We start from the raw sequence: 23760 nt of genomic DNA, 5'->3' as shown, positions 1-23760 counted from the left end.
GCCCATGTTGTTACGTCCCCCCAGACGTTTCCCCCGAAACGTTTGCGGTCGGATCCCCCGAACCAACTACGCAAACGGTGCGTTGCTCGCCGGACCATCATGCTCCGTAGTTGGGTGGTTACGCAACGTTATAGGGCGAAATGCCCGAAATTGTTTTTTCGCGCCGCAGTCCGGCACCACAAATCGGGACCGGTTGCGCCCCTTTGATCGGGGGATCAGGCGCAACCGCACGTCTGGGTCATGCGTCTTGAACAACGACGGTATTCGCGAGGGGTTGCGGGTACTGCGAGCCCGAATCCTGTTCACGTAACCTGTGGCGGTGACCCTCATGCGCAAAAGCGAAAACGGCCTCCTCGCCAATGCGGCTTCCTTGCTGATTTGTGGTGTCCTAGCTGGAGTTGTAGTGGCTGCGGCGGCCTTCCCCCTGGCCGCTTTCACCGGCCTAGCCGCCAAGGCCGGCGGCGAGGCGTTCGGCCAGCTGCCCGATGAGCTCACGGTTAAGCGGACGCCTCAGATCAGCTACGTCTACGCGTCGGACAACAAGACGCTCCTCGCGACGATGTACGACGAGAACCGCCGCAACCTCGACTTGTCGCAGATTCCCCTGGTGATTCAGCGGGCCATGCTCGCCGCCGAGGACCAGAAGTTCTACGACCACAACGGCGTTGACGCCGTTGGTTTCGCGCGTGCCTTCATCGCGAACAAGACCTCCGGGCAGGTCGAGCAGGGTGCCTCAACCATCACCATGCAGCTCGTCCGCATGTCTTTGACGTTCACCTCGTCGCCGCAAGACGTCATCCGGGCGACCGAAGACACCAACGCGCGCAAGCTCCGCGAGATCCGCTACGCCATCGCGCTCGAGCAGCGCATGACCAAAGAGCAGATCCTCGAGAGTTACCTGAACACGGCTTATTTCGGTAAGCGTGCTTACGGCATCTACGCCGCGGCGCAGGTCTACTTCAAGAAGGAACTCAACGACCTGACGCTCAGCCAGGTCGGATTCCTCGTCAGCCTCGTCAAGGCGCCCAGTGACATCGACAAGCACGGCGGTTTCGAGAAGGCCGTCGCGCGTCGTGACTACGTCATCGACGAGATGGTGGCGCTTAAGGACATCCCCAAGGAGCTTGGTGACCAGGCGAAGGCCGAGAAGCTGGAGGTCGTCGGTTACGACACCCCAAACGGCTGTGTCGACGCCAACACCAACCACTGGGGCTTCTTCTGTGACTACTTCCAGAGCTGGTGGCTGCGCCAGGAAGTCTTTGGCGCCACGCGCTTTGACCGTGAGCGTCAGCTGCGCTCCGGTGGTTTCCGCATCGTCAGCTCGATGGACCTCACGGTGCAAGAGTCGGCTTACCAGAACGCGATTCAGCAGCAGCCTCTCGGCGTACCAGAGGCGCTAATGCTGGCGGCGATCGAGCCCGGCACCGGAAAGGTTCGCGCTCTTGCGGTTAACCGCAACTTCAAGCTCGACGACAAGGGTGAGAACGGCCCGCACTCCAACCCGAAGTCTCGTGAGCTGGGCATCAAGGGGTCCTACCCGAACACCACGAACCCTCTCATGTCGACAGACCCGGAGTTCCAGGGTTACCGGCCGGGCTCGGTGATGAAGATTTACACGGCGGTGGCCGCGCTGGAGAACGGCTATCCGCTGGACACGATCATCAACACCCAAGCGCGCGCGGTCTCGAAGTACCGGCACAAGCTCCCGCCGAACTGCAACGGCTATTGGTGCCCGCCTAACGACGGCAACAAGGTCTTCGGCCCGGTCAACATGTGGCAGGCGTTCGGTTCCTCGGTGAACACCTATTTCGTTCCGCTGTTCGACATGGTCGGCGGCGACAAAGTGATGGATGTCGCGCACCGCATGGGCCTGACGTTCTACAACGTGCCCGACAACCCGGCCGACCCGCCGGGTGGCGGCACGAAGGACGACGACTACTACAGCTCAACGACCAATGCCAAGATCTGGTCGCCGTTCACGCTCGGCATCTCGACTCACCCGCCGCTGCAGATCGCGAACACGTTCGCGACGCTGGCCGCTGACGGTCTTTACTGCGAGCCGACGCCAGTTGAGCAGATCCACAACTTCAAGAAGGAGAAGCTCGACGTCGGCAGCTCGAAGTGTGAGCAGCGCTTCGACCCCGAGGTCGCCCGGGCCGCGATCGACATGGCTCGCTGCCCCGTTGGGGACAAGTCCCAGGTCGGCACGTGTGAAGGCTCCACCGCTCGCGACTCACGCGGGATCATCGGGCACCCGATCGCTGGCAAGACTGGTACAGCTGACAACAAGGCGTCCTCCACGCTGACGATCACCACGAAGTCGCTGGCGGTCTCGGGCTTCCTCACCGACCCTGACTGGCCGGACACTGACGTTGACATGCCGCACCCGGGCCCGCGCGGCGTCAACCCAGCCGTGCAGCGGACCCTGAGGGACGCCATGGCGGGCAAAGCGGCGGTTCAGTTCACGCCACCGACGAATCCCAAGCTGATCAGGGGTACGCAGTCCGGCATCAGTGACGTGACCTGTAAGTCCGTCGAGGAAGCCACGGCGATTCTGAAGGGCGAGGGCTTCAAGGTCGAGGTCGACCGCCGGGCCAAGGTGGACTCGACCTGTCCACTAGACACGGTCGCGTACACGAACCCCTCGGTGCGTACGCTGCGCGGCGGCATTGTCACCCTGGTGCTGAGCAACGGTGTGGGCGCTCCGCCTGGTAACGGCGGAGGCGGGGGTGGCGGTGGTGGCGGCAACCCGAAGCCGAGTAAACCACCGATCATCTGGCCCCCACCAAGAAACGACTAGCTAGCAAGCGGCCCCGCCACTCACCAGAGTCGCGGGGCCGCTGCTACTTCGGGAGCTATGCGCCGAGCTGCCGCTTTACCTCAGCCGCGACCATCCCGCCGTCGGCTCGTCCGGCGACCTCGGCCTGGACGGCTTTCATCGCCTGGCCCATCGCGCTCATCCCGCTGAACCCACCGTCAGCGATGACCTTGGAAACGATCGCCTTAACATCGTCATCGGACAGTTGTGCCGGCAGATAACGGGCGAGCACTTCCTCTTCGGCCCGCTCCTTGGCCGCCTGCTCGGTCCGGCCCGCGTCAGCGAACGCGGTCGCGGCTTCGACCCGCTTCTTGGCTTCCTTCTTCAGCACCGCGAGCACTTCTTCGTCGGACAGCTCGCGTTTGGACTTCCCAGCGACCTCCGCCACCCCTACCGCGGCCAGCGCCATCCGCAGCGTAGACGTCGTGATCTCGTCCCGCGCTTTGAGCGCCGTGCGCATATCGGTGGTGAGCCGGTCTTTCAGCGTCGTCATGACTGCACAAACTACCCTGGGGCGTATGGGTCTGTTCAAGAAAATCGCCATCGGCACGGTTGTCGCCGGAGCGGGCACTCTCGCCTACGCCTCGCTGATCGAACGCAACATGTTCACGTTGCGGCGATTTGACGTTCCGGTCCTCGCGCCCGAAGCCGAGCCACTGCGGGTGCTGCACCTATCTGACCTGCACCTGACGCCCGGCCAAGATCGTAAACAGCGCTGGGTGAGCGCCTTGGCCGGTCTCGATCCCGACTTCATCGTCGTGACCGGCGACAACATGGCCCACATTGGTGCGGTCCCAGGGGTGCTTGCTGCCTTTGAAACCCTTTTCGGGGTACCAGGTGGGTTCGTCTTTGGCTCAAACGATTACACCGGCCCGGTCTGGAAAAGCCCGTTCAGCTATTTCAATAAGAACCGTGAGTACGAGCACGGAGTAGACCTTCCTTACGAGGAGCTGCGCTCAGCGTTCACCAATGCCGGGTGGATAGATCTCAACAACTCCCGTGCGCAGGTCAAGGCGGGCGGCCGCATGATCGATCTCGTGGGCGTGGACGACCCGCACATCGGCCTGGACGCCTACCCGGCTGGCCCCGCCGACAAGACCGCTGACGTGCGCATCGCGCTGACTCACGCACCTGAACCACGCGTGCTCGACGCGTTCACCGCCGATGGCTTCGACCTTCTCCTGGCGGGCCACACGCACGGCGGGCAGGTGCGTGTCCCAGGCGTCGGCGCTCTGGTCACGAATTGTGGCCTGGATCGCCGCATGGCCCGCGGCCTGCACCGTTGGCCCGGGGGCTCCTGGCTGCACGTGTCAGCCGGCATCGGCACGCATCCCACCGCGCCAGTCCGCTTCGCCTGCCGCCCGGAGGCCAGCCTGCTCACCTTGATCCCCCGCTGACCCCGATACCCGTTTTGGACTCGGCAGGCGCGTAGGGTAATCTTTCGTCGCGCACACCTCGGGGTATGGCGCAGCTTGGTAGCGCGCTTCGTTCGGGACGAAGAGGCCGTCGGTTCAAATCCGGCTACCCCGACCAGCAAAAGGCCAGGTCAGCGAATCACTGACCTGGCCTTCGTCTATTTAATGGTCTATTTGGTGCCGGGTTCGTCCGTTTCAGTCAGCGAAAAGTCAGTGAAGGTCTTCCGGACCCTGTCTTCACCGTCGTTGATCACGTGCGTGTAGCGGTCGAGTGTGGTCGAGATGTTCTCATGGCCCATCACGCGGGCCACATGGTTCAGCGGTACTCCATCGGACACGAGCCAGGTCGCGTACGAGTGGCGTAGGTCATGGAACCTCAGGCCTCCCTGGGCGTACTTGGCTACCGCTCCCCTGGCCACTCTCCTGTTTGGAAACTTCCTGGTGATCTCGTTGCCCTGAGCGTCCTTCCAGCTGCCCTGCCAGGCTCGCTTGTCCAGCTGGACCACCTTGCCAAGCAGGCCTGCCCTAACGAGCGCTGGCCGCCAGATGGACGCCCGGAACGTCGTGCGTCGCATCGGGCCACCGGCCTCGTTGGCGAAGATCGAGCTATCCGGCCCTGGCTCTACCTGCTCCTTGTGTTGTTTCAGCAGCTCCACCACGAATGGCGGTAGCGGCACTGTCCGCCGTCCTGCCTTGCTTTTCGGGTATGGCTTCATGGTCACATTGCCTGCAACCTCGACCGCCACGCGCCCGACGTTGACTAGCGCTCGGTCCAGATCGATTGCGTCCCAAGACAATCCGATGCACTCGCCCCATCGGAGCCCAGTACCCGCAGCGAGCCCAACAAGAGCCCGGTATCTGTCTGGCAGCTCGGGTAGCAGCTGGGTCATCAGTTCGGATCGGGTGATCGTCTGGTCGTGGGCGTCGGTCTTGCGGCGCTTGGGCAATTTGATCCCTTCCGCTGGGTTGTGGGCCAGCACGCGATCTCGCACGGCGAGCGCGAGGATTCCGGTTAGCAGCCTGCCGCACTCACGGACGCTGGCCGGTGAGAGCTGCTGGCCAACCTTGCTGATCCAGGCCTGAACGTCGGAGTGGTCGATCTTTCCCAGTGGCACGTCTCCCCAGGTAGGAGTGATGTGCGATCTGATGATGGCCCGGTCTCTGGCTACGGTCGTCTTCTCGTCGTTTCGGCCGGCTAGCCAGCGGGTGACGTAGACGGAGAGCTTTGTTTTGCCAGCTCGCGGGCTTACGTACGTGCCCTTGTTCTTTGCTGACTCCATTTCGGCGAGGTATGCCTTGGCTTCCCGTTCTGTGCCAAAGGTTTTCGCCTCCTGCTTGCCTGCGAGGTTGCGCCAGTTGGCGCGGAAATTGCCTGCTGGCGTCTTGTTGACGTGGCCCATCAGATAGCGCTCGCTTTCAGCTCGTTGGTGGTGTGCTCCTGGTCCTCTTCTTCGAGCCAGGCGTGAAATCGCTGCTTCGGGATGACCCACCGGCTACCTAGCTGCCGCGCTGGGATCTCGCCCTGACGGACAAGGACATAAGTGGATCCGAGCGAGAGCCCGAGCAGCTTGGCGACCTCAGAGACCGTGTAGACGGCCCTATCGGGCTTTGCTTTGCCTTGGTGCTGACGGAGCGGGAAAACGTTGTGGCGTTCCATTTGTCGTGCCTCCTCGGCGCATATGTGTTGTGGCGCAATGTGTTTTCTGGTGATGCTGGGGCGGTAGCGGCATTGCCTTGTTGGCGCGGCAGCTGAATTGGGCACTGGTGCTGCCTGTTTTTGGGTAGGCGCTACCGCTACCGCGTCGGCATTTCGGCTGGTGGTAATGGCTTTTGCTGGTAGCTGCGCGGGTAGCGGTGCCGCTACCGGCCTGTTGGCCGCTACCCGTAGCGCTACTTCGTGGTGAGATGCCCCCCGCTGCGCGGAGGATGGTGGGTTACTCTGAGTGACCGTCTCACGCGTCTCATCCGTCTCGTCTCACGGGCCTTCGCGCCCGCGTATGGGCGCCTTTTGGGCTGGCTCGTGAGACGCGTGAGACGGTGAGACGCTTACTCCTGGTTACGCGTGGAGGGGTATCTCGTTGGCGCGGCAGGCCGCGCACTGGCCGTAGGCGTAGAGGATTGGGCCGATGATGGTTAGGTGCGTGTCTACGTCCTCGGTGACGTTGCCGCATTGGTCGCAGGTCTTTTCTTCCAGCGGGTTGAGCGTCTTGAGCTGGATGATGCAGCTGTTGCAGACCAGGTGACCGGGTTTCCACGCGGCTCCGAACAGGACTTGCGGTGCTCCGGTTACGTGCTGGCAGGTGGTGGCGGTGTCTGCTTCCCAGCAGGCGATCACTCCGGCACGCTGGTCGCGTAGCCATGAGCCGACAGGCGTTGCCACGGTTGAGATTTCGGCGTCTGGTTCGATTGCTGCCATTGCGGTCATTTGGGCGGCAGCTTCCGAGCAGGCCGCGTGCATCTGGTCGTTGTAGGCGGTGGTGTTCATCGGGTGGCCTCCGTCCATAGCTGGGCGGGTGCCTCAGCCTCTTGAAGATCGAAACTGTGGTTACTGTCCGTGTACCAAAGGTCTTCAGTCGCGCCAGTCGCGCCAGTGGCGCCAAGGTTTTGTGTTGGCGGAACTGTGGCGCGACTGGGCTCCGCTCCGGTTTCTGGTGACTCTGGGTTACTGGTGATGAGCCTCCAGATCGTGGTGCGGGGGAATCCTTCGGTCACGATCTCGACGCGCGCAGGGATGTAGACGCGCTGCAACGTGCGCTCTGCGATGCCTTCCCGTTTTGCGGCCGCCAGGAGGTCGCCGCGGGCTGCCTCGCCGCCCTGCGACATCAGGTAGGACACCAGCCACTCTTTGGCAAGTGTGGTGCTCTTGCGTACGCCTGGCTCGCTGTTGGCCTCGCCAAGGATGTCGTTTACGGAGCGGTCGGTTTCGCCTGTGAAGACAAGCTTTCCGATGGTGGTCATGCTGCCGTCGCTGGTGGCGACTGCGGCCTGTTCCACGATGTAGCGCAGGCTTGGCAGGTTGAGCGGGCCAAGGTTGGACTTGACCTGCGACATGATGCAGGAGCCGTCTTCGGCTTCGGTGTCGCGGGCTACGGCCATGACCGCGCGGGCCACGGCGCTAAACGCGCGTGATCCGGTAATGAGGGTCAGTGAGTCGGTCGTGGTGGATTTGTTGAAGTGGGCCAGGCCGACCACGGCGCAGCCGGTCTTGTCGGCCAGTTTGGCTAGCGGCTCCAGGGCCGAGCGGAGGTCGCGGTCGCGGTGCGTGTCGATTCCGGAGGCGATCAGGGACAGCAGCGGGTCTGCTGCCAGTAGGCCAACGCCGAGTTCGGTGACGGCCTGGGCGAGCTGCCCGGTGTCCTTGGGCAGGGTCAGGAAGTCAAGGCCGCCACCGGTTTCCACGTCCACCCGGTAAACCAGATCGAGGTCTGCGCCAGCGGCCACGAGACGTGGCGCGATGGTGTAGGACCAGGAGTCTTCTGTCGCGGCGTAGATGACGGCTTTCGGTGTGCCGTAGTGCAGGCCGTGCAGTGTGCCGCGTGTGATCTGTGCGGTCAGCCACACCAGGTAGAGCGACTTGCCGATGCCCTCACGTCCCGGCACGAGGGTCAGGGCACCAGCGGGGATGCGGTCTTGCCATAGCCAGCGAACGGGTTTGATGGTCACGGCTGACGCTGGTGTCAGCCGTAGTGTCCGGGCCGCTGACGGGTCGGATGATGTCGTCAAAGCACTGTCCAATCACGGGTGTCGTGTCAGGAGTTCTGTCGTCATCGCTTGGCATCCGCGCCGCCAGATGGCCTACGGCCGTGGCGGCGCGATGCCGTCAGCGGTCACCAGGGGGTGACGTCACCGGCCATTTCAGCCAGCGTCTTGTCGCCTCGCTCGGGGATGAATCCGGCGCCGCAGCATTCGCGGCATTCCATGCCGTCGCTGTCGATGCGCAGGCCGCAGCAGATGTCACATGGCCACCAGCCGCTGTGATTCATCGCGCCATAGCAGGCCAGGTGAGGCGTGGCCGTCCGGTGGCCGCAGCCGAGGCAGCGCGGCAGCGCGACCGTCAGCATCGCGGGCGGGACAGATACCGGCACTGCTTCGGCCACGGTCGGCACGGCGTGGCGTGCGTCGAGCTGGGTGATACCGAGGGTGCAGCAGCGGGTGTCATCGTCGAGCCACATCTTGCCGTCGCACTCCTGGCAGACGGCCCACACCGACGTGGCGTGAAGCTCGATGCAGCGGGCCGACGCGCATTCACGCCTCTCGCACCAGATACAGATGCCTGCCACCGTGAAACGTGGCGGACTGACCAGGACCGGGGCCTTAACCGTGGCCGTAGACTGAGGGAGCATTGTGGTTCCTTTCCTAGAGGGTCCGGTGCTCCGGCCTCGTCGAGCTGCGAACTCGGCGGGGCCGCTTGTGTTCTAGACAGTACTAGGCTGTTCTAGTGCTGTCTAGTACGGTCTGTTGTTATCTGTTTTTCCGCAGGTGACTACGGGTATCTACCTTGCTAACCTTGGCGAATGGCTCGAATTCGAGAGAACGATCCTCGTCCTCCATATGTCCAAATTGCAGATGAATTGCGGGGTCAGATCACTTCCGGGAAGCTGGCTCCAGGTGATCGCCTCGCATCCGTCCGCGTGATGGCTGAGGAATACGGCGTGGCTCAGATGACCATCTGGCAGGCCATTAAGCTGCTGAAAGCTGAGAACCTGCTCGTTTCGTGGCGCGGCAGAGGTGTGTTCGTATCGGACGGCACACAGACGACCGAGGCAGACGAGCCGACCGACGAAAGCCTTGAGGCGGTTATAGAACGGCTCGTCGAGCTTGAGGCCCGTGTCGCTGTGTTGGAAGGAAAAGCCAAGCGCAGCAAGGCTCGGTAGCGGGGACTTAGGCGAATCTGTTTGCGACAGTTGACAATCACTGGCCTTCGTTGGGGCGTTCGCTTCATGAACACTAGGAAACCGCGTCGCGCGAGCTTCTGCACCATGTGACGGCCCATGTGAAGTGATGGACGCCCATGTGGGGGTGCTCAAGAGCAGTTGAACCACGTATCGTTCAAGCTGGCACTTGGGGGAACGACGTGGGAGAACCGAACGAGGGTCTTGCGCGACTGATTCGCGAGGCAGACGAGCGAACAGGCTGCTCATGGGCAGGACTGGCTAGACGGATTAACGAACTTGGTGCAGCGCAAGGCATCCACCTTCGCTACGACTACACAGCGGTGAATCGCTGGGTCAAACGTGGCGAGCGGCCACGGAGCCCTGTGCCGGGTCTGATAGCAAGGGCTCTATCTGAGAAACTCAGCCGACGTATCGAGCCAGGCGACTTCGGCATGCATGACGAGGACTCGCTGGCGCAGCGATCACTGATCTACCCAGAGCGCGAATCCACGACAATCGAAACGATGGCGGAACTAGGGAGGGCAGACGTGCACCGCAGAAGCATCATTCAGGCGCCGTTCGCACTGGCCGCACTTTCCACATCAAGCCGCGATTGGCTCATCGCCAGCCTCGAAGCAACCGTTACAGAGCGCGGAATGCGCCGGGTCGGTCTAGCCGAGGTCGCGAATATCCGCAGCATGTTCGGCATCTTCCAGGAGATGGACGTTATGCGCGGCGGAGGGCACGCCCGTACGACGCTCGTCGAATTCATGAACACCCACGTAATGCCGCTGCTTCGCGGCCAGCACGATCGCCAGGTGCAGCTGGCGCTCTACGAGGCGGCATCCGAGCAGGCTTACCTCATTGGCTGGATGGCCTATGACGATGGCCAGCATGGACTTGCGCAGCGGTACCTCATTCAGGCGCTCAAGCTTGCCGAGGCAGCAGGCAGTAGCGCGCTCGGTGCTCACATCCTGGCAGGACTATCTGATCAGTCGAACCTGCTAGGACATTCCAAAGAAGCCGTTGCCCTCGCACGCGCTGGTCAGCGCGGGATGAAGCCAGGCGAATCACCCGCATGCCTAGCTGACCTGCTGATTCTCGAAGCACGAGCCTTGTCAGCCCTTGGGGAGCGAGAGCAAGCATCGCGGAAGGTGGCTCAAGCCGAGCAGGTCTTCGGCCAGGTCGTCACCGAGAACGAGCCGGAGTGGGCACGCTTCATTGACCCTGCCTACTTCTTTGGCGAGGCTGCACACTGCTTCCGGGACCTAGGACAACCTGAGCTAATTGAAAGATTCGCGGGGGAATCGCTTGAGGCGGCACAACAACAGCGCCGAGCGAGGCGTGGAGCCCTAAGCCAGGCTGCACTAGTGACGAGTCAGCTCACCCGTGGCGAGGTTGAAGCCGCAGCGAATCGCGCTGCACAGGTCGTCGAACTGGCTGCGATGGTGAACTCATCTCGATGCCTTGAGGCTGTCACGGACCTAAAAGGACGTTTCAGCAGGTACGCCGAGGTTCCTGAGGTGAAACTCTTCAACCAGCGAGCTAGCGCATTGCTGGGCCTTTAGATCCGGCCCTGCCTTCACTGAACGTAACCGCATCACCAGTCGCGCCACAGTTCCGCCAACACAAAACCTTGGCGCGACTGGCGCGACTGGCGCGACTGAAGGCATTTTGATTACGGGGAGTTATCATCGTTGATCTCTGTCTAGGCCGTGATGAACATCTGCCGGACGGCGAAAGCGATAGCTGGTCGCTGGTGATCAGGAACGGCTAATGCCTTGTGGCGCTTGGCAAGCCGGTCTTTTGATAGGGCTTTCACCTGGTCACACATGGCATAGCCGTCGCGTCCGTCCAATGTGATCGGTGGCTGCCAAGGGAGATTCCTGTTTGTGCTGGTGCACGGAATGAGCAGGGCCAGGCCATTAGGCAGCGAGCAGGCCAGCGCGCTTCCGACGATGATGCCGGGTCTGCGGCCCGCCTGCTCTCTTCCTACCTGTGGGTCGAACTCGACCCACCACACTTGCCAAGGTGCGAGCTGGGCGGCTGGGCTCACTCGCTAACCTGCGTGTCCAGCTCCGCCCACTCACGGGCTTCCGCACGGTATTCCGCCAGCGCGGCTGGGTCGGCTTCCAGGGCGGCGATCGCGGCTAGCGAGGCGTGCTCGAACAGCAGCACCTTGAGCGCGTCATCCATGCTCACGCCTCCCATCTCGTCGTTGGCAATCTTGGCGAGGGCGTCTCGGCTGGTCTGGTCTACCCGAATCGACGTCTGCATACATGAAGTATGCAGGATTGCTCGGGTTAGCGCTAGAAGACGGGGGGCATCTCGTGACCGGCGGGGACTCATCCTTGCCGCGGCTGCCCAAGTGGTGCTAGCTGCTAACTGGCTGGTGGCAGGTCGATTTGGCCCGCTAGCGGTGGTGCTAGCGCTAGCACCCGTTGCCGCTACCCACAGTTCACAAACGACTCAGCATGTTCGATTGCGTTGTGTGCCAAGGGTTTTGTAACCTCACACGGGTCCGTGCTGGGGTCATCCTGGCCTTCTGCCATCACCGGCACGGACACCCAAAGAGCAAGAATGGCCGCCTTCGGCGGCTCACTCCTGAGCGGCCTACGGCCGCGAAAACGCCGGGAGTCGCAGCTTTCACTGCTCGATGCGAAGATTCCAGTGGACGCCCTCTGTGGCCACCACGCGCACGCTGACTTGCTTTGAGACCGAGTAGGCGACCTTACTTCCGGTCGGCGTGACGGAATCGGTGGCGCACTGGAGTGGCAATTCCACACCCGGGTCGACATATATCGTCATGGCTCCGCCGTAGCAGTCGCTGATGAGCCATAGATCCCCTGGCTCCACCATGAATACTCCGGCATTGCCCGAGCCTGTTTTCGCCTCGACGACGCCAAGCGTCTTACGCCTTGGGTCGGCCTCTGGCAACGGGGCGATCGATGGGGCCGGCTTTGTGTACGGCTTTGACGTGGTGGGCTGCATCGTCGGTGTTGGCATTGCATCGTTTTTCGGTGTGGGCGTGCATGCCGCAACACCCACCAGCGCCAAGGAAAGCAGCGCCGTCAGGACAGGCGATACTGCGGCGGATCTCTTAATGTCCATCAGGTGTTCCTCCACTTAGGGCTGTATGGCGATTATGGACGTGCTGCCCGCCAGATTGGACGGGCAGCACGTTTCGAGCAAGTTGGGGTTATCCGCCCCAGGTGTTCCAGCCCACGCGTGCCGGAGCCCACGAAGTGATCCATGCGGAGTTCGAGTTGCACGATTGGTAGAAGATCGAATAGAGACCGGTCGTCTTCTTGCGCCAGACGCCGTAGTCGCCATAGACCGACGTGTGCGGACGGGCGATTAGCTGGATTGAGTTAGTAACGCTGGCCGTTAGGGACGCGTGCACGGTCATGCTTGTTTGGACATTGATCTCCGCGACGATGACGCTGACCTTTGCGGAGATACTTCCGGTGTACGAAACTCCAGCGGTTCCACCAACTGTCGCGGTTAGCGTGATGGTGGCGTTGTTTGACGTGCCGTTGTAGTCCTGGTAGCCAGGCCCAATCCGGTAATGGACATCGGACACGTAGCTGATGTTGTCGTAGGACTCCTCCGGCGGGCAAGCCATAGGCTTCACCGGGTCTGCGCTCGCCGGATTGGCAACGACCACGACTGCCGTTAGCGCGATCGCGAGGCTGACCATTGCTCGGCCGAGCTTCCGGGTCACCCCAAGGGGTATCATTCTGCTGTTTTCCACGAACCGTCCTTCCGAGATCGTTGCGTGGTAACACAAGGCTGCGGCTTCGCGAGAGCCGCAGCCACTTCCATGAACGTTCAGGAAGCCAGACGATATCGGTGAACCTGGAGTTGCGCAGACCCTTTGCGGTTCTTGAGATGCCGCGTATCGCGCGTTATCTCGGAGAGTCACCAAGCCAAATATTTGAACGTGCTGGTAGGACACATACGAACACGGGCAATATGGCGGAAAGTAATCGGTAACGAAAAGATAACGGGTGCAACCGATTGGCTTTTAAGACCCTCGCGCCCGATTCTTAGGCTCGGGTCCGAGAGAGTTGTGCCTGCCAGCTCAGCACGGAACCCAGGAGCATGATTGGCCGCCTTTGGCGGCTCGCTGCTGAGCGACCTTCGGTCGCAGAAACTCCGGCCCGCTGAGAGCCACGCTGAGCCAAGATCTGCCCTATCCGTGCGTCCGAGTTAGGGTCTCTCGCGTGGATCATCCCCGTTCGTTCTGATATGGCCCCCCGCTTAGCGGGGCTGTGGCCCGGCTAGCCACAGACGGCCGCAGCCCGCCGGTAGGCGATCGAGAAGCGATCTACCGGCGCGGGGGCCATCTCCCCTACCGCCACGAGGACCAGCCTGCACTGGGCCAAAATGCTGGCCACGACAGTTTTGGCCCTTGTACGACCAACCGGGGGGAGAGTCACAGATCAAAAGCGCTGAAACATTAGCTAATGGTTCAGCCGCTCTTCTGGGCGGCCATTTGTCCCCGCTGTCTTCGCGTCCCGGGGACAAATGCTGGTAGAGGCCGATCAAGGGTGAGCGCGAGGCCCGGGACACACGCCGAGCACGTAGACATCCGGGGGCGGGGCATCTCATCCCTTAGCCCGGACCGCCCGCAGCCGAGGAAAGTCTCCATACCCAGCGGGGGTATGCGTTCGAGTCCACGAAGTCAGCAGGAAGTCAGCAAAGGTGTTGATCCCATCGGGCAGCGATTAGCAACCGTTGACAACACCCGAACAGCAGGATCTTGGCTAACGTGAGTGACCTTCATGTTTAGCAGCCTTCGGGACGAAGAGGCCGTCGGTTCAAATCCGGCTACCCCGACCAGCCGAAGGGCCACAACCTGCTTAGGTTGTGGCCCTTCGCCATTTCCGCACAGCGGCCGATGCTGGCACGATCTGCGCCATGACGATCTCCAGCCCCAAGGCAGATCTGCTCGACTACCTGCAAGGGGCGCGCCGTGCGATGGTGTGGAAGCTCGACGGGTTGTCTGAGTACGACGTCCGCCGTCCCCTGACCCCGACCGGCACGAACCTGCTGGGGCTGATCAAACACTTGGCGCGCGGCGAGTTTGGTTACTTTGGCGAGACGTTTGGCCGTCCCAGTGCTGTCACCCCGCAGTGGCCAGAAGACGGTCAGTCGTGGGAGGCGTGGGTGCTGCCAACAGAGTCACGTGAGTCCATCGTCGGGCTGTATCGCCAGGCTTGGGCGCACGCTGACGCGACGATTGAAGCGCTGCCGCTGGACGCGGTCGGTCAGGTGCCGTGGTGGGGTGAGGGCGGTGAGGTGACGCTGCACCAGATTCTGGTCCACATGACCGCGGAGACCCAGCGTCACGCCGGTCACGCCGACATCATCCGCGAGCTGATCGACGGCTCGGTCGGCCTTCTGCCTGGCACCAGCAATGTCCCGGCGTCGAATCCGGCGGTATGGGCAGCTCACCGAGATCTGGTGGAGCGCTACGCACAGGAGGCTAGTGCCGCGTCAGTCGCATGACAGGACCGTGACAGGCGGTCAGCCGATTCTTGGCGACATGGACAAGACGCTGACCCCCACCGCCGCAACGAAACTGGCCCGGCCGAACCGCATCGTCGAGTTGCTGCTGGCCGAGCGCCACTCACTTCCGCTGACAATCGCGCTGCACTTGGTGCCTGGCGCTCTGATCGTCGCCGCCTACCTGTTCCTCGCCGAGCCGTTCGTCAAGGCGATCAACTATCCGATCTTCCTTGCCTGGGCGATCGCTCTGGTGATCGTGCTCGCGCCACTCATGTTCGGTCTGCTGTGGCTTGGCCGCCAGCGCACGGGCCGCTACACGCTGCGCTCAGTAGCGGACTACCGCGACAAACCCATCTCACGCGGGAAGATGATCGCCCTCATCGCTGGGCTCATCGTGTGGATGACGGTGGTGTCGCTCGCGCTCGTCCCCTTGGACAACTTCATCTTCGACAACTTCTTTACCTGGATTCCGTTTGAGGGCGCGGGTGGCAGCGCCACCACCTACATCGACGGGTACTCGTACAAGCAACTCGTCATCACCATGCTGATCTGCTTGCCGCTGACCGGATTCAGCCTTCCCCTCATCGAAGAGTATTACTTCCGCGGATTCCTGCTTCCCCGCATCTCGCACCTGCGCTGGGGCGCACCCGTGCTCAACACGGTGCTGTTCTCGGTGTACCACTTCTGGGCCCCGTGGACGGTGCTGTCAAAGATTGTCTTCTTGTTCCCGGCGGTCTGGCTGGTGTGGCGCAAGCACGACATCCGGATCTCGATCGGCATGCACCCCGGAACGGCTCTGCTCATGGCCACGATCGGCACCATCGCCATCATCCTGGGCGTGACGCCGTAACGCTTAAGTGGGGTAGGGGGCATCTTCCACCAAGGAAGGTGCCCCCTACCTGGCCACAAGGTCCCTATTGGAGCATGACGGCTCTCGATACCCTCATCCACGTGAGTGGTCATGTGTTCATTAGCTACAGCCATGCCGAAGCCAGCGCCTACGTCGAGCGGCTCGGCTCTTTCCTTGCCGAGGCGGGCGTTCCGGTCTGGTACGACAAGGAGATTATCTCTGGACACCGCTGGGCTCACGTCATTCGCGATCAGATCAACGCCTGTGCCGCGTTCATCGTCATCATGACGCCCGACGCCGAGCGGTCCGACTGGGTCAACCGTGAGATCGATCAGGCTCAGCATCGAAACCGGCCGATCCTGCCGCTTCTGCTTAAGGGCGAACGGTTTTTCACGCTAGCCAATCTCCAGTACGACAACGTCGCTACCGACGCCATGCCAAGCCAAGCTTTTGTCAGCCGCCTGCTGGAGCTTCTCCAATCCCCGAGCCCCATGCCGGCTCAGGCGCCGACTACTCAAGAGATCCTCGATCGATTCGAGCGGGCAAAGCGAACCAGGGAAGCGGGAAAGTACGCCGAAGCGCTACGCCTGCAACAGGAAGTCTTGGCAGAACGACTCCGCATGCTGGGGCCCGATCATCCTGATACGTTGACAAGCCGTGCGGAATTGGCGTGCAGCACCGCTGGATTGGGTAATCACAGCCAAGCACTGAACCTGCACCAGGACATCCTTGCCGACCGGCTTCGCCTGCTGGGGCCGGATCACCGGGACACTCTGGCGAGCCGCCAGGAGATCGGCTTCGCCCATGCGGAGTTGGGTGAACACACCGAAGCACTGCGCCTGCAGCGAGAGCTTCTGGCCGATCGTTTCCGGGTCCTCGGAGCCGACCACCCGGATACTTTGGACTGCCGTCAGTACATCGCCTACTGCTTCGGTGTGATGGGCGCCAACACCGAAGCCCTGCGTTTGTACCGCGAGATTCTGCCTGATTGCAATCGCGTCCTGGGACCCGATCATCCGGACACTTTGATGTGCCGTCACCAAATCGCTCACTACGTCGGGGAGACACAAAGCAAACGCGAAGGCCTCCGGCTGGCCAACGGTTTACTGGCTGATCGCCACAGGGTTCTAGGGCCTGACCACATCGCCACCATCATGTCCAGGCAGCAGATCGCGGCCAACATGGCGACAGATGGGAGGAAATCCGAGGCCCTGCGGCTGTTTCGCGAGATCCTGGCGGACGCCACGAGGGTGCTCGGGCCCGATCATCCAACGACGACGTTGTCAGCGGCGTGGGTTGCCTCACTCTAGATTTTCGTGAGTGCCCAGCGGCTCACTTTCATGTCACAAGACGAGCATATATTCACGGTAATCACTTGGATACATTCCGATGTATCAACTCCATTGAGGAGGATAACGTGATTGCCATACCGTCCCTTAAGCTCGCTTTAGTCGCCGTCATCGCCACCGTCGCGGGTGGACTGACCGGCGTGTCAACGGCGGTCTCCGCTCCGCCGGAACCGGTCGCCGGTGCTCCTGGTGTCATTAAGTACGCAGGCACCGCGGCGGCCGTGCCCAACAGCTACATCGTTGTCCTGCATGACAACACGCCGCCGGGCGAGACGCCCCGCATCGCCGATGAGCTGGCCGCCAAGACAAACAGCAAGAAGACGTGGGTTTACACCAGTGCACTGCAAGGGTTCGCGATCGAAGCGTCAGCCGACCAGGCGCTGGAGATCTCCCGCGATGGCCGCGTGGCCTACGTCGCGCAGGACCAGGTTTACACCACGCAAGCCCTGGGCGTGCAGTTGAACCCGCCGTCTTGGGGGCTGGACCGCATCGATGAGCGGTCGCTGCCGCTGGACGCTAAGTATCACTACCCGAACCTGGGCAACTCTGTCGCGGCCTACGTTATCGACACCGGAATTCTGTTGACCCATAACGAGTTTGGCGGACGTGCCTTCTGCGGCTTCGACCCGTGGGGCATGGGTTGCGCACCATGTGGCCAGGGCCATGGCACGCACGTGGCCGGAACCATTGGCGGGGCGACCGTTGGCGTCGCCAAAGGCGTGCGCATTATCAGTGTTCGCGTGTTCCAGTGCTCTGGCTCGACCACGGCCGCGATCGTTATCGCTGGCGTGAACTACGTGACGTTCGCTCAGTCCATCAACCCCGCGCAGCGCAGTGTCGCGAACATGAGTCTTGGTGGCGGCGCCTTCGCCCCGATGGACACCGCGGTCACCAACTCGATCGCTGGCAACGTGCACTATTCCGTGGCCGCTGGCAATTCCAACGCGGACGCTTGCCTGTTCTCACCGGCCCGCGTGCCAAGGGCGACAACGGTTGGCTCGACCCGCATCAACGACAACCGGTCGCCGTTCTCCAACTATGGCGCGTGCGTTGACGTGTTCGCCCCGGGTGAGCCGATCTACTCCGCTTGGCACACCGCGAACAACGCCTATGCCTCCATTAGCGGCACGTCCATGGCCTCACCACACGCGGCTGGCACGGCGGCGATGTGGCGGCACAAGTTCCCGGCGGACAACGCCGATCAGGTGGCGACGGCTATCGCCGCCAACGCGACCCCGAACGTGGTCATCAATCCTGGGCCACTGTCGCCGAACCTGCTGCTCTTCATGGGCATGATCCCCGTGTAGTGACGGCACGTTAAGGGCCGCATCCTCACTAAGGGTGCGGCCCTTATTCACGCTGGCTCACGAAAGCGGCGAGGCTAGGAACGATGCCCGCAGCGCGATCCGCGTGCCCAGTCGGAATGTCGTGATAGGACTCGAACTCACGGCCTCCTTGTAGCGGATAGCCCACTTGCCCCGCAGGCACCAGCGACGCGGGGTGTCATCGGGATGCGTGAACTGGATGACCGCGTCCCGCCGCCCCAGGCTCACCGGCTGGTGCATGTAGCCGAAACGGAACGGGCGCAAGGCTTTTCCGGCAAGGTCGCGGGCGACTGTCGCGCCCGCGTGGGCTCCCATCGGAATCCCGCCCTGGCACGTGCCGTGCATGACGCCGTAGCGCTGCTTCACCGCCGCGGCATCGCCCACCGCGTATATCGATGGATGCGACGCCGAGCGCAGAAACGCGTCGGTGATGATCCGGCCCGCGCGATCGACGTCCAGGCCGGCCTCGGCCGCCAGCGGCGGAACCTTCACCCCTGCGGTCCACAGAACCCCGTCGCACGCGATGGCACTTCCGTCCGCGAGTTCGACCGCGTCTGCGGTAACCCTTGCGATCCGGCCGAGGCGAACGTCCACGCCCAGCCGGTCCAGCGCCGCGTTCATGTGCGCCCGTGCCTTGGGGCCCATCATGTTGCCCGGCTCCTGGCTGCCAACGAGGACCACATGCAGGGCGGGGTAAGCCTCAGCGATCTCGGTCGCGGCCTCCAGCCCGGTCAGCCCAGAGCCGCAGACAACGAACGTTCCGCTCGCGGTCTTCAGGTGCTCGGTCAGCCGCGGATCGCCCAAGGTGTAAGCGTTCTCGGTCGCGCCGGGCACCAGCGACGTGTCAGCCACACTGCCGATCGCGAAGATCAGCCGGTCATAAGCCATAACCTGGCCATCGACGGTCACGGTCCGCGCTGCGGCGTCGATCCGCGATGCCTTGCCCTGCACAAATCCAATGTTGGTACCAGACACCAGCGCGCGAATCTCATGCCGCTGAAGTTCTTGCCCCGCAGCGACTTGGTGCAGCCGCAGCCGCTCGGTGAAGTATGCGGACGGATTGACGATGGTGACCTTGACGTCCTGGTGCCGGGTGCGGCGAGCCGCACCCAGTGCCGCGATCATGCCGGTGTATCCGGCGCCTAGCACGATGATGTGTGTCATGCCCCCAGGACGAGACGCCGCAACGGAACGTGAGCTGCTGTGACTGGCGTCACAAAGCGAGCCCGGCCAGCTTCTCCGGGTTGCTGATGAGGTGGATCGTCTCGATCGCGCCGTCGACCAGATGGAACGTGACGCCGACGACGGGTGTCTCGCCGGAGTAGACGACCAGTCCTGGCCCGCCATTGATATCCACAACCGCGGTCCGCGGGTCTTCTGGCATCCGCCCGGCGAACGTGATGAACGCCTTGGCCACGAGTTCCATGCCCTGGATCTCTTTGCGGGGCGCTGGCGCGAGCCCACCGCCGTCCGACACCAGCGTGACCCCGGGAGCCAGGATGTCCATGAGTCCCTTGACGTCTCCCCCGGCACAGGCGGCCATGAAGGCTTGCGCCGCAGCGCGCCGCGTCGCCAGGTCGGTGTCGTAACGCCTGCGCTGCGCGCTCACATGTTCGCGCGCCCGCATGGCGGTCTGCCGCACGGACTCCTCACTGCGCTCGACGATCGTCGCGATTTCGGCGTGGGAGTAGCCGAATGCTTCCCTAAGCACGAAGACGGCCCGTTCCAACGGCGATAGCGACTCCAGCACGAGCAGCATGGCCGTCGAAACAGAATCCGATAACGCGACGCTCTCGGCGACGTCAGGCGACGTGAGCACAGGTTCTGGAAGCCACGGCCCGACGTAGGTCTCGCGTCGCGATTGAGCACTGCGCAGCCGGTCGATGGCGAGCCGTGTCGTGATCCGCACCAGGTAGGCCTCAGGGTCGCTGACCTGCTCCTGATCGGTGCCGTTCCACCGCAGCCAGGCGTCTTGCACCACGTCTTCGGCGTCGTTGTAGCGCCCGAGCACGCGGTAGGCCACCGCCTTGAGCAAGCCCCGGTGGTCTTCGAACACCATGGAAGCGGTCACCAGCCGAAGCCTACCGGGGCTAAGATCCACTGTCATGCCGTCATTCGTGCCTGGCCAAACAGTTCTTGTCCGTGATGTGTTCGAAGGACGCCTTTCCACCGCTTTTCCACAGCAGGTCATCGCTGACTATGGCGACGAGATTCGAGTACTGCTCACTCCGGGAGCTCAGGGACACGCCCCCAGCCTCTGGATAAAGGCGATCACCGACAACGACGCCGAGGCCCGGTCCGAGCTGCACTACGCGTTCCAGCGTCGTGATTGGACCGTGGACGAGTGGACCTGGCAGTGGACGACCCGCGTGGCGATCCTCTACGCGGACCGCTATTTCGCCATCGATCCCATGTGGACGGACAGCGGCGAGTTCATCCACTGGTACGTGAACTTCCAGCTCCCGTTCGTGCGCACGGAACACGGCATCGACACCTGCGATCTGCACCTCGATCTCGTCGTCAAACCCGACTTCAGCTATGTCTGGAAGGATGAGGACGAGTATGCCGAGGCCATCCACTTAGGACTTGTGCCGCAGGAGTGGCAAGACAACATCGCGCTCAGCCGTGAGCAGGTGCTGGAGATGGTGCACCACCGGCTCGGGCCGTTCGCCGAGGACTGGACGCAGATGCCGCGGCTAGCGAGCACGGGGCCGGTCCCACCCGGCCGGTAGCTCACCCGGGATCTCCCACGACGGGTCCGGGCGAAAGTCTGTCCACGTGCCGTCGAACGGGAACGCGCCTGACTCAACGACTTTCGTCATGTGCTCGCCTTCGGCGCGCACGGCGGCCGCATCGCGTACCCAATAATGGTCGGGAAATTGAAGTCTTTCCTCGAATTCATCTTCGTCTTTCCACTCCCAGGTGCGGTCGGGATGGACCCACAAATCGAGGTCCTGATCCGTCGTGTCGACCCCCACCAGGGCACCGTTTTCCCAGAGCACCGACGGTTCTTCGAGGTTGATGTACCAGCCGACGAATTCACCGTCAGGTCCCCAGAACCACCACACTGAATGGGCTCTGTCGGGCGGAATGAACATGAAAATGTTGGGCCCGCGCCACTTCTTGGTCACGAGCACTTGACGGCGCTGTGTCCACTCCTTGAAGGGCATGTCGCGAATGCCCTCTCCGTCCTCGGACAGCGAGACCGCCAGTGGCGTCCCGTGGGCGAACCACAGGCGAATGCCGCGCTCATCGTGCCCAACTACTCGTCCGAGGCGTGCGAAGACCAGGCGCTCATCCACAAAGCCCCGGTGCACGAGGAAGCGACCTGGTTCGACCACGTCCCAAAGTGTAAGTGGCTCAACCGCCGGATAGCTGAGCGAAGCGGGCCACTGCGAATTCAAAGGCGTCTGGTTCCACGTTGAGCTGGCGGCTGAACGGGTATTCGAGCTGGAAAACGGACCACAGGATCAACGTGGTCATGACGGTCAGTCCCACGGTCAAAACGAGCTGGGTGACGATTCCACCGACTTTGAAGACGAAAGCCTGGCCGACCGACAGGATCAACCCTCCAATGAGGACGAACCACACCACGGAGGGGATGCCTTCGCGGGCCGCGGCGATCCGCACGTCACGTGCCTGCGCCAGCACGTCCCCTTGGCTGACCGCATAGCTCCAGGCACTTGGCCCAGCTTCTTCCGTGACCACGTTGTCCTGCGGACCACTCGCTTCGGGACGGCTGTTTTGCACCGCCGCCCGCAGTTCGTCGAGAATCCCGTATCCCTCCAGGCCAACGCCTTCGCGACGGTCCATCCGCTGCCACTCCACGCCGATCACGTGCGTCGCGTAGTCGCGCGCCAAACGCTGAATCTGGAAGCGCTGTGCGTCCGGCAGCGTCTCGGCGTAGCGGTATTCCTCGATGAGCGCGGTCGCTTCAGCGGACGCCGCGTCGCCCGCCGCGGTGAACTTCGTCCACACATCGATGAGCACGAACGCCAGCACAATGGCGTAGAGGACGCCCACGACACAGAAAATGAAGCCAATCGCCTCGGTGTCATCGGCCCTGTTCTCGTCCGGAAAGATCTTGTTGACGACCAGGCTCAAGCCAGCCGCCACCGCCCCAACGACGACGCAAATGACTATGCCCCAGAAGACCACACACTATGAACGGATACCGTCACGCTAGGTGACGAAACTCCGTTGGGTACCAGGTGAAGCGTGCCCGCCTGGTAGTCGCCCTGGTGCTGACCGCCATGGCCGTGGCCACGGGACTGGGCGGAGGCACGAACGCGGACCCGGGTTGTGCCCCTGGCGCCTTCATTGTTCAGGACACGACGGCCGGGCTGCGGCTCCTGCGGTTCGACCAGACGACGCTCGATATGACACAGATCACGTTCCTGCCTGGCACGAGCGTCAACGCGCTCGCGGCCGCCGGAAGCAGTCTCTACGCGATCGCCCGCTCCCCTGCCCGGGCAATCCGGATCGGTCACGACGGCGCTTTTGCCGATCTCGGGCCGATAGCCGGGGCGCCAGCTGACAATTTCGCGGCCGCCTATAGCGGTGCGATCTCCGGCGATCACTGGTACCTCTTGCAGGATCAGGTGGTTTACACCGTCTCGCTGACGGCCCGCGCTGTCGTGCGCACCGCCGCGTTAGCGTCACCTATCGATATCGGCGACTGGGCTTATTGGCGCGGTTCGCTGCTAGGCCTGTCCACCGTTGGGCGCGCGGAGCTCGTGAGCGTCAACCCGGTGTCCGGTGCCGTGAGCGTGTTAGCCGAACCAGGCGGCCTGCCGGAAGGTTCGTCCTACGGCGCGGCCTGGCTCCTGAACGGACAGCTCCACGCGCTGCACAACGCCACGGGACAGATCTTCCGGCTCGATCCCGGAAACCCTTCCACACCAGCGGTTCCCGTCGCCTTGCTCGGCTCGGACACGGCCAGCTCCGATGGCGCCTCATGCCCCGCTTACACGCCGCCATCCCCGTCCCCCTCTCCGTCTCCATCGACGCCACCTTCACCCGCACCGTCTCCGTCCACTTCGGAGCCACCCGCCTCCCCCGCGCCGCCTTCCAACCCCGCTCCTCCCTGGCCTTCCTGCCCTCCCGCCTCAACTGCCCCGCCCTCCGCTTCCGCCGTCTCGCCCGGACCACCTGCCGCATCGGCCCCCGCCGCGTTCGCTACACCACCTACCGCGCGCCGACCAGGCGCCGCTGCCGGGACCGCCGCTTTCGCAGCACCGCCTGCCGCGCGCCGGCCGGGGCGGGACCTGTGTGCGCCGGCGGTGGAACCTGTCGTGACTCAAGCGGCTAATCCCGCCCCAGTGCCCCCTCTCGCGCAGGTGCCCGTGGTGCGGCCTCAGGCGGTCGCTCCGGCCGCTGTGGTGCCGCCAGCCCGGCAGACTCCAGCACGGCAGCCGGCGACTGGGGCGCCTTTCGTACCGCGTACGGCACACCGCGTCCTTGAGCCCGCGGCCTTGCCGGACCGGTCCAAGACTCGGCGCTGGGTGGCTGTGGGCGCTATCGTTCTTGGCCTTGGCGGCCTGCTCGGATTTATCGGAGCGAACCGGAACAGCAGGTAAGGCGAGTAAGCTGGCCGCTGACCACCCCGTCGAAAG

The 23760-nt window shown here is 63.1% G+C and carries 24 protein-coding genes and 1 tRNA gene; 11 read left to right on the top strand and 14 right to left on the bottom strand.

All coding sequences use genetic code 11. The annotated features are described in order from the left end of the window. Window positions 1–328: 328 nt before the first annotated feature. On the top strand, window positions 329–2800 hold the full coding sequence (locus A3E1_RS0121930; RefSeq protein ID WP_020522943.1) for a penicillin-binding protein: 2472 nt from the start codon (window positions 329–331) through the stop codon (window positions 2798–2800). 55 nt (window positions 2801–2855) lie between these two features. Here the strand turns inward: A3E1_RS0121930 and A3E1_RS0121925 are convergent, their stop codons facing one another. After that, complete coding sequence (locus A3E1_RS0121925; protein WP_020522942.1) at window positions 2856–3311, bottom strand: GatB/YqeY domain-containing protein; 456 nt, start codon at window positions 3309–3311, stop codon at window positions 2856–2858. Window positions 3312–3336: 25 nt separating this feature from the next. On the opposite strand from A3E1_RS0121925, the gene A3E1_RS0121920 reads away from it, so the two are divergent. Both A3E1_RS0121920 and A3E1_RS0121915 read left to right on the top strand, forming a co-directional pair. Next, a complete protein-coding gene (locus tag A3E1_RS0121920; RefSeq protein ID WP_020522941.1) occupies window positions 3337–4215 on the top strand; it encodes a metallophosphoesterase in 879 nt (292 codons plus the stop codon). Between the two features lie 59 nt (window positions 4216–4274). Next, window positions 4275–4351: transfer RNA gene (locus A3E1_RS0121915), tRNA-Pro, on the top strand. 52 nt (window positions 4352–4403) lie between these two features. Here A3E1_RS0121915 and A3E1_RS0121910 read toward each other — a convergent pair. The 5 genes from A3E1_RS0121910 to A3E1_RS0121890 form a co-directional block, all read right to left on the bottom strand. Then, window positions 4404–5633, bottom strand: a complete 1230-nt coding sequence (locus A3E1_RS0121910) for a tyrosine-type recombinase/integrase (protein WP_020522940.1) — start codon at window positions 5631–5633, stop codon at window positions 4404–4406. Further along, window positions 5633–5890, bottom strand: a complete 258-nt coding sequence (locus A3E1_RS41425; protein ID WP_020522939.1) for a helix-turn-helix domain-containing protein — start codon at window positions 5888–5890, stop codon at window positions 5633–5635. Before A3E1_RS41425 ends, A3E1_RS0121910 begins: the two co-directional genes overlap by 1 nt. Before the next feature lie 399 nt (window positions 5891–6289). After that, window positions 6290–6718 carry a hypothetical protein gene (locus A3E1_RS0121900; protein WP_020522938.1) on the bottom strand — a complete coding sequence of 143 codons (429 nt, stop codon included), beginning with the start codon at window positions 6716–6718 and terminating at the stop codon, window positions 6290–6292. Next, window positions 6715–7956 (bottom strand): AAA family ATPase, encoded by a 1242-nt coding sequence (locus tag A3E1_RS41420; protein WP_245571295.1) that lies wholly within the window; start codon window positions 7954–7956, stop codon window positions 6715–6717. The genes A3E1_RS0121900 and A3E1_RS41420 overlap by 4 nt, the downstream gene beginning before the upstream one ends. 104 nt (window positions 7957–8060) lie before the next feature. Then, window positions 8061–8576 carry a hypothetical protein gene (locus A3E1_RS0121890; protein ID WP_020522936.1) on the bottom strand — a complete coding sequence of 172 codons (516 nt, stop codon included), beginning with the start codon at window positions 8574–8576 and terminating at the stop codon, window positions 8061–8063. Between the two features lie 171 nt (window positions 8577–8747). Here A3E1_RS0121890 and A3E1_RS0121885 point away from each other — a divergent pair, with 171 nt between their 5' ends. Further along, window positions 8748–9107, top strand: coding sequence for a GntR family transcriptional regulator (locus A3E1_RS0121885; protein ID WP_083929571.1), 360 nt, complete (start codon window positions 8748–8750; stop codon window positions 9105–9107). Window positions 9108–9559: 452 nt separating this feature from the next. Then, on the top strand, window positions 9560–10675 hold the full coding sequence (locus A3E1_RS0121880; RefSeq protein WP_020522934.1) for a hypothetical protein: 1116 nt from the start codon (window positions 9560–9562) through the stop codon (window positions 10673–10675). 140 nt (window positions 10676–10815) lie between these two features. On the opposite strand, the gene A3E1_RS41415 is transcribed toward A3E1_RS0121880, so the two are convergent. The 4 genes from A3E1_RS41415 to A3E1_RS0121860 form a co-directional block, all read right to left on the bottom strand. After that, window positions 10816–11163 carry a type II toxin-antitoxin system PemK/MazF family toxin gene (locus tag A3E1_RS41415; protein WP_020522933.1) on the bottom strand — a complete coding sequence of 116 codons (348 nt, stop codon included), beginning with the start codon at window positions 11161–11163 and terminating at the stop codon, window positions 10816–10818. Next, window positions 11160–11384, bottom strand: a complete 225-nt coding sequence (locus A3E1_RS0121870; RefSeq protein WP_020522932.1) for a hypothetical protein — start codon at window positions 11382–11384, stop codon at window positions 11160–11162. The genes A3E1_RS41415 and A3E1_RS0121870 overlap by 4 nt, the downstream gene beginning before the upstream one ends. Window positions 11385–11753: 369 nt before the next feature. Beyond that, window positions 11754–12218: a hypothetical protein gene (locus A3E1_RS0121865; protein WP_020522931.1), complete on the bottom strand. Its 465-nt coding sequence runs from the start codon at window positions 12216–12218 to the stop codon at window positions 11754–11756. 88 nt (window positions 12219–12306) lie between these two features. Continuing rightward, complete coding sequence (locus A3E1_RS0121860; protein WP_157631658.1) at window positions 12307–12861, bottom strand: hypothetical protein; 555 nt, start codon at window positions 12859–12861, stop codon at window positions 12307–12309. Between the two features lie 1169 nt (window positions 12862–14030). On the opposite strand from A3E1_RS0121860, the gene A3E1_RS0121855 reads away from it, so the two are divergent. From A3E1_RS0121855 to A3E1_RS41405, 4 genes are all read left to right on the top strand, one after another. Then, window positions 14031–14621, top strand: coding sequence for a DinB family protein (locus A3E1_RS0121855; protein WP_026208703.1), 591 nt, complete (start codon window positions 14031–14033; stop codon window positions 14619–14621). A gap of 37 nt (window positions 14622–14658) precedes the next feature. Next, the gene (locus A3E1_RS0121850) at window positions 14659–15471 is read left to right on the top strand and encodes a CPBP family intramembrane glutamic endopeptidase (RefSeq protein WP_040391480.1); all 813 of its coding nucleotides are present in this window, start codon (window positions 14659–14661) and stop codon (window positions 15469–15471) included. 101 nt (window positions 15472–15572) lie between these two features. After that, on the top strand, window positions 15573–16781 hold the full coding sequence (locus A3E1_RS44965; RefSeq protein WP_169454432.1) for a tetratricopeptide repeat protein: 1209 nt from the start codon (window positions 15573–15575) through the stop codon (window positions 16779–16781). A 107-nt stretch (window positions 16782–16888) separates the two neighbouring features. Further along, the gene (locus A3E1_RS41405) at window positions 16889–18127 is read left to right on the top strand and encodes a S8 family peptidase (RefSeq protein ID WP_020522927.1); all 1239 of its coding nucleotides are present in this window, start codon (window positions 16889–16891) and stop codon (window positions 18125–18127) included. Between the two features lie 57 nt (window positions 18128–18184). Here the strand turns inward: A3E1_RS41405 and A3E1_RS0121835 are convergent, their stop codons facing one another. Together A3E1_RS0121835 and A3E1_RS0121830 are read right to left on the bottom strand one after the other, a co-directional pair. Further along, window positions 18185–19309, bottom strand: a complete 1125-nt coding sequence (locus A3E1_RS0121835) for an NAD(P)/FAD-dependent oxidoreductase (RefSeq protein WP_020522926.1) — start codon at window positions 19307–19309, stop codon at window positions 18185–18187. Between the two features lie 49 nt (window positions 19310–19358). After that, entirely contained in the window at window positions 19359–20204 is an 846-nt protein-coding gene (locus A3E1_RS0121830; RefSeq protein ID WP_051105098.1) for an RNA polymerase sigma-70 factor, read from the bottom strand. A gap of 46 nt (window positions 20205–20250) precedes the next feature. Here A3E1_RS0121830 and A3E1_RS44960 point away from each other — a divergent pair, with 46 nt between their 5' ends. Beyond that, window positions 20251–20877, top strand: a complete 627-nt coding sequence (locus A3E1_RS44960; protein WP_020522924.1) for a DUF402 domain-containing protein — start codon at window positions 20251–20253, stop codon at window positions 20875–20877. On the opposite strand, the gene A3E1_RS0121820 is transcribed toward A3E1_RS44960, so the two are convergent. Together A3E1_RS0121820 and A3E1_RS0121815 are read right to left on the bottom strand one after the other, a co-directional pair. Then, on the bottom strand, window positions 20842–21486 hold the full coding sequence (locus A3E1_RS0121820) for a DUF402 domain-containing protein (RefSeq protein WP_020522923.1): 645 nt from the start codon (window positions 21484–21486) through the stop codon (window positions 20842–20844). The two genes, A3E1_RS44960 and A3E1_RS0121820, sit on opposite strands and share 36 nt — an antisense overlap. Before the next feature lie 19 nt (window positions 21487–21505). After that, window positions 21506–22303 (bottom strand): bestrophin-like domain, encoded by a 798-nt coding sequence (locus A3E1_RS0121815; protein WP_020522922.1) that lies wholly within the window; start codon window positions 22301–22303, stop codon window positions 21506–21508. A 53-nt stretch (window positions 22304–22356) separates the two neighbouring features. On the opposite strand from A3E1_RS0121815, the gene A3E1_RS0121810 reads away from it, so the two are divergent. Further along, window positions 22357–23724: a DUF6923 family protein gene (locus A3E1_RS0121810; RefSeq protein ID WP_026208701.1), complete on the top strand. Its 1368-nt coding sequence runs from the start codon at window positions 22357–22359 to the stop codon at window positions 23722–23724. The last annotated feature ends 36 nt before the right edge of the window (window positions 23725–23760 follow it).

This window comes from Catelliglobosispora koreensis DSM 44566, assembly GCF_000379685.1.
Taxonomy (GTDB): domain Bacteria; phylum Actinomycetota; class Actinomycetes; order Mycobacteriales; family Micromonosporaceae; genus Catelliglobosispora; species Catelliglobosispora koreensis.
The sequence above is the reverse complement of the archived record's forward strand: the minus strand, read 5'-3'. Positions and strand labels throughout refer to the sequence as shown.

Coding starts and splice junctions, on each gene's coding strand:
- A3E1_RS0121890 (WP_020522936.1), bottom strand. CDS start 8,576: ATGCTCCCTCAGTCTACGGCCACGGTTAAGGCCCCGGTCCTGGTCAGT.
- A3E1_RS44960 (WP_020522924.1), top strand. CDS start 20,251: ATGCCGTCATTCGTGCCTGGCCAAACAGTTCTTGTCCGTGATGTGTTC.
- A3E1_RS0121930 (WP_020522943.1), top strand. CDS start 329: ATGCGCAAAAGCGAAAACGGCCTCCTCGCCAATGCGGCTTCCTTGCTG.
- A3E1_RS0121870 (WP_020522932.1), bottom strand. CDS start 11,384: ATGCAGACGTCGATTCGGGTAGACCAGACCAGCCGAGACGCCCTCGCC.
- A3E1_RS41425 (WP_020522939.1), bottom strand. CDS start 5,890: ATGGAACGCCACAACGTTTTCCCGCTCCGTCAGCACCAAGGCAAAGCA.
- A3E1_RS0121925 (WP_020522942.1), bottom strand. CDS start 3,311: ATGACGACGCTGAAAGACCGGCTCACCACCGATATGCGCACGGCGCTC.
- A3E1_RS0121855 (WP_026208703.1), top strand. CDS start 14,031: ATGACGATCTCCAGCCCCAAGGCAGATCTGCTCGACTACCTGCAAGGG.
- A3E1_RS0121865 (WP_020522931.1), bottom strand. CDS start 12,218: ATGGACATTAAGAGATCCGCCGCAGTATCGCCTGTCCTGACGGCGCTG.
- A3E1_RS0121850 (WP_040391480.1), top strand. CDS start 14,659: ATGGACAAGACGCTGACCCCCACCGCCGCAACGAAACTGGCCCGGCCG.
- A3E1_RS0121910 (WP_020522940.1), bottom strand. CDS start 5,633: ATGGGCCACGTCAACAAGACGCCAGCAGGCAATTTCCGCGCCAACTGG.
- A3E1_RS0121835 (WP_020522926.1), bottom strand. CDS start 19,309: ATGACACACATCATCGTGCTAGGCGCCGGATACACCGGCATGATCGCG.
- A3E1_RS0121885 (WP_083929571.1), top strand. CDS start 8,748: ATGGCTCGAATTCGAGAGAACGATCCTCGTCCTCCATATGTCCAAATT.
- A3E1_RS0121880 (WP_020522934.1), top strand. CDS start 9,560: ATGCATGACGAGGACTCGCTGGCGCAGCGATCACTGATCTACCCAGAG.
- A3E1_RS0121900 (WP_020522938.1), bottom strand. CDS start 6,718: ATGAACACCACCGCCTACAACGACCAGATGCACGCGGCCTGCTCGGAA.
- A3E1_RS0121830 (WP_051105098.1), bottom strand. CDS start 20,204: ATGGTGTTCGAAGACCACCGGGGCTTGCTCAAGGCGGTGGCCTACCGC.
- A3E1_RS0121920 (WP_020522941.1), top strand. CDS start 3,337: ATGGGTCTGTTCAAGAAAATCGCCATCGGCACGGTTGTCGCCGGAGCG.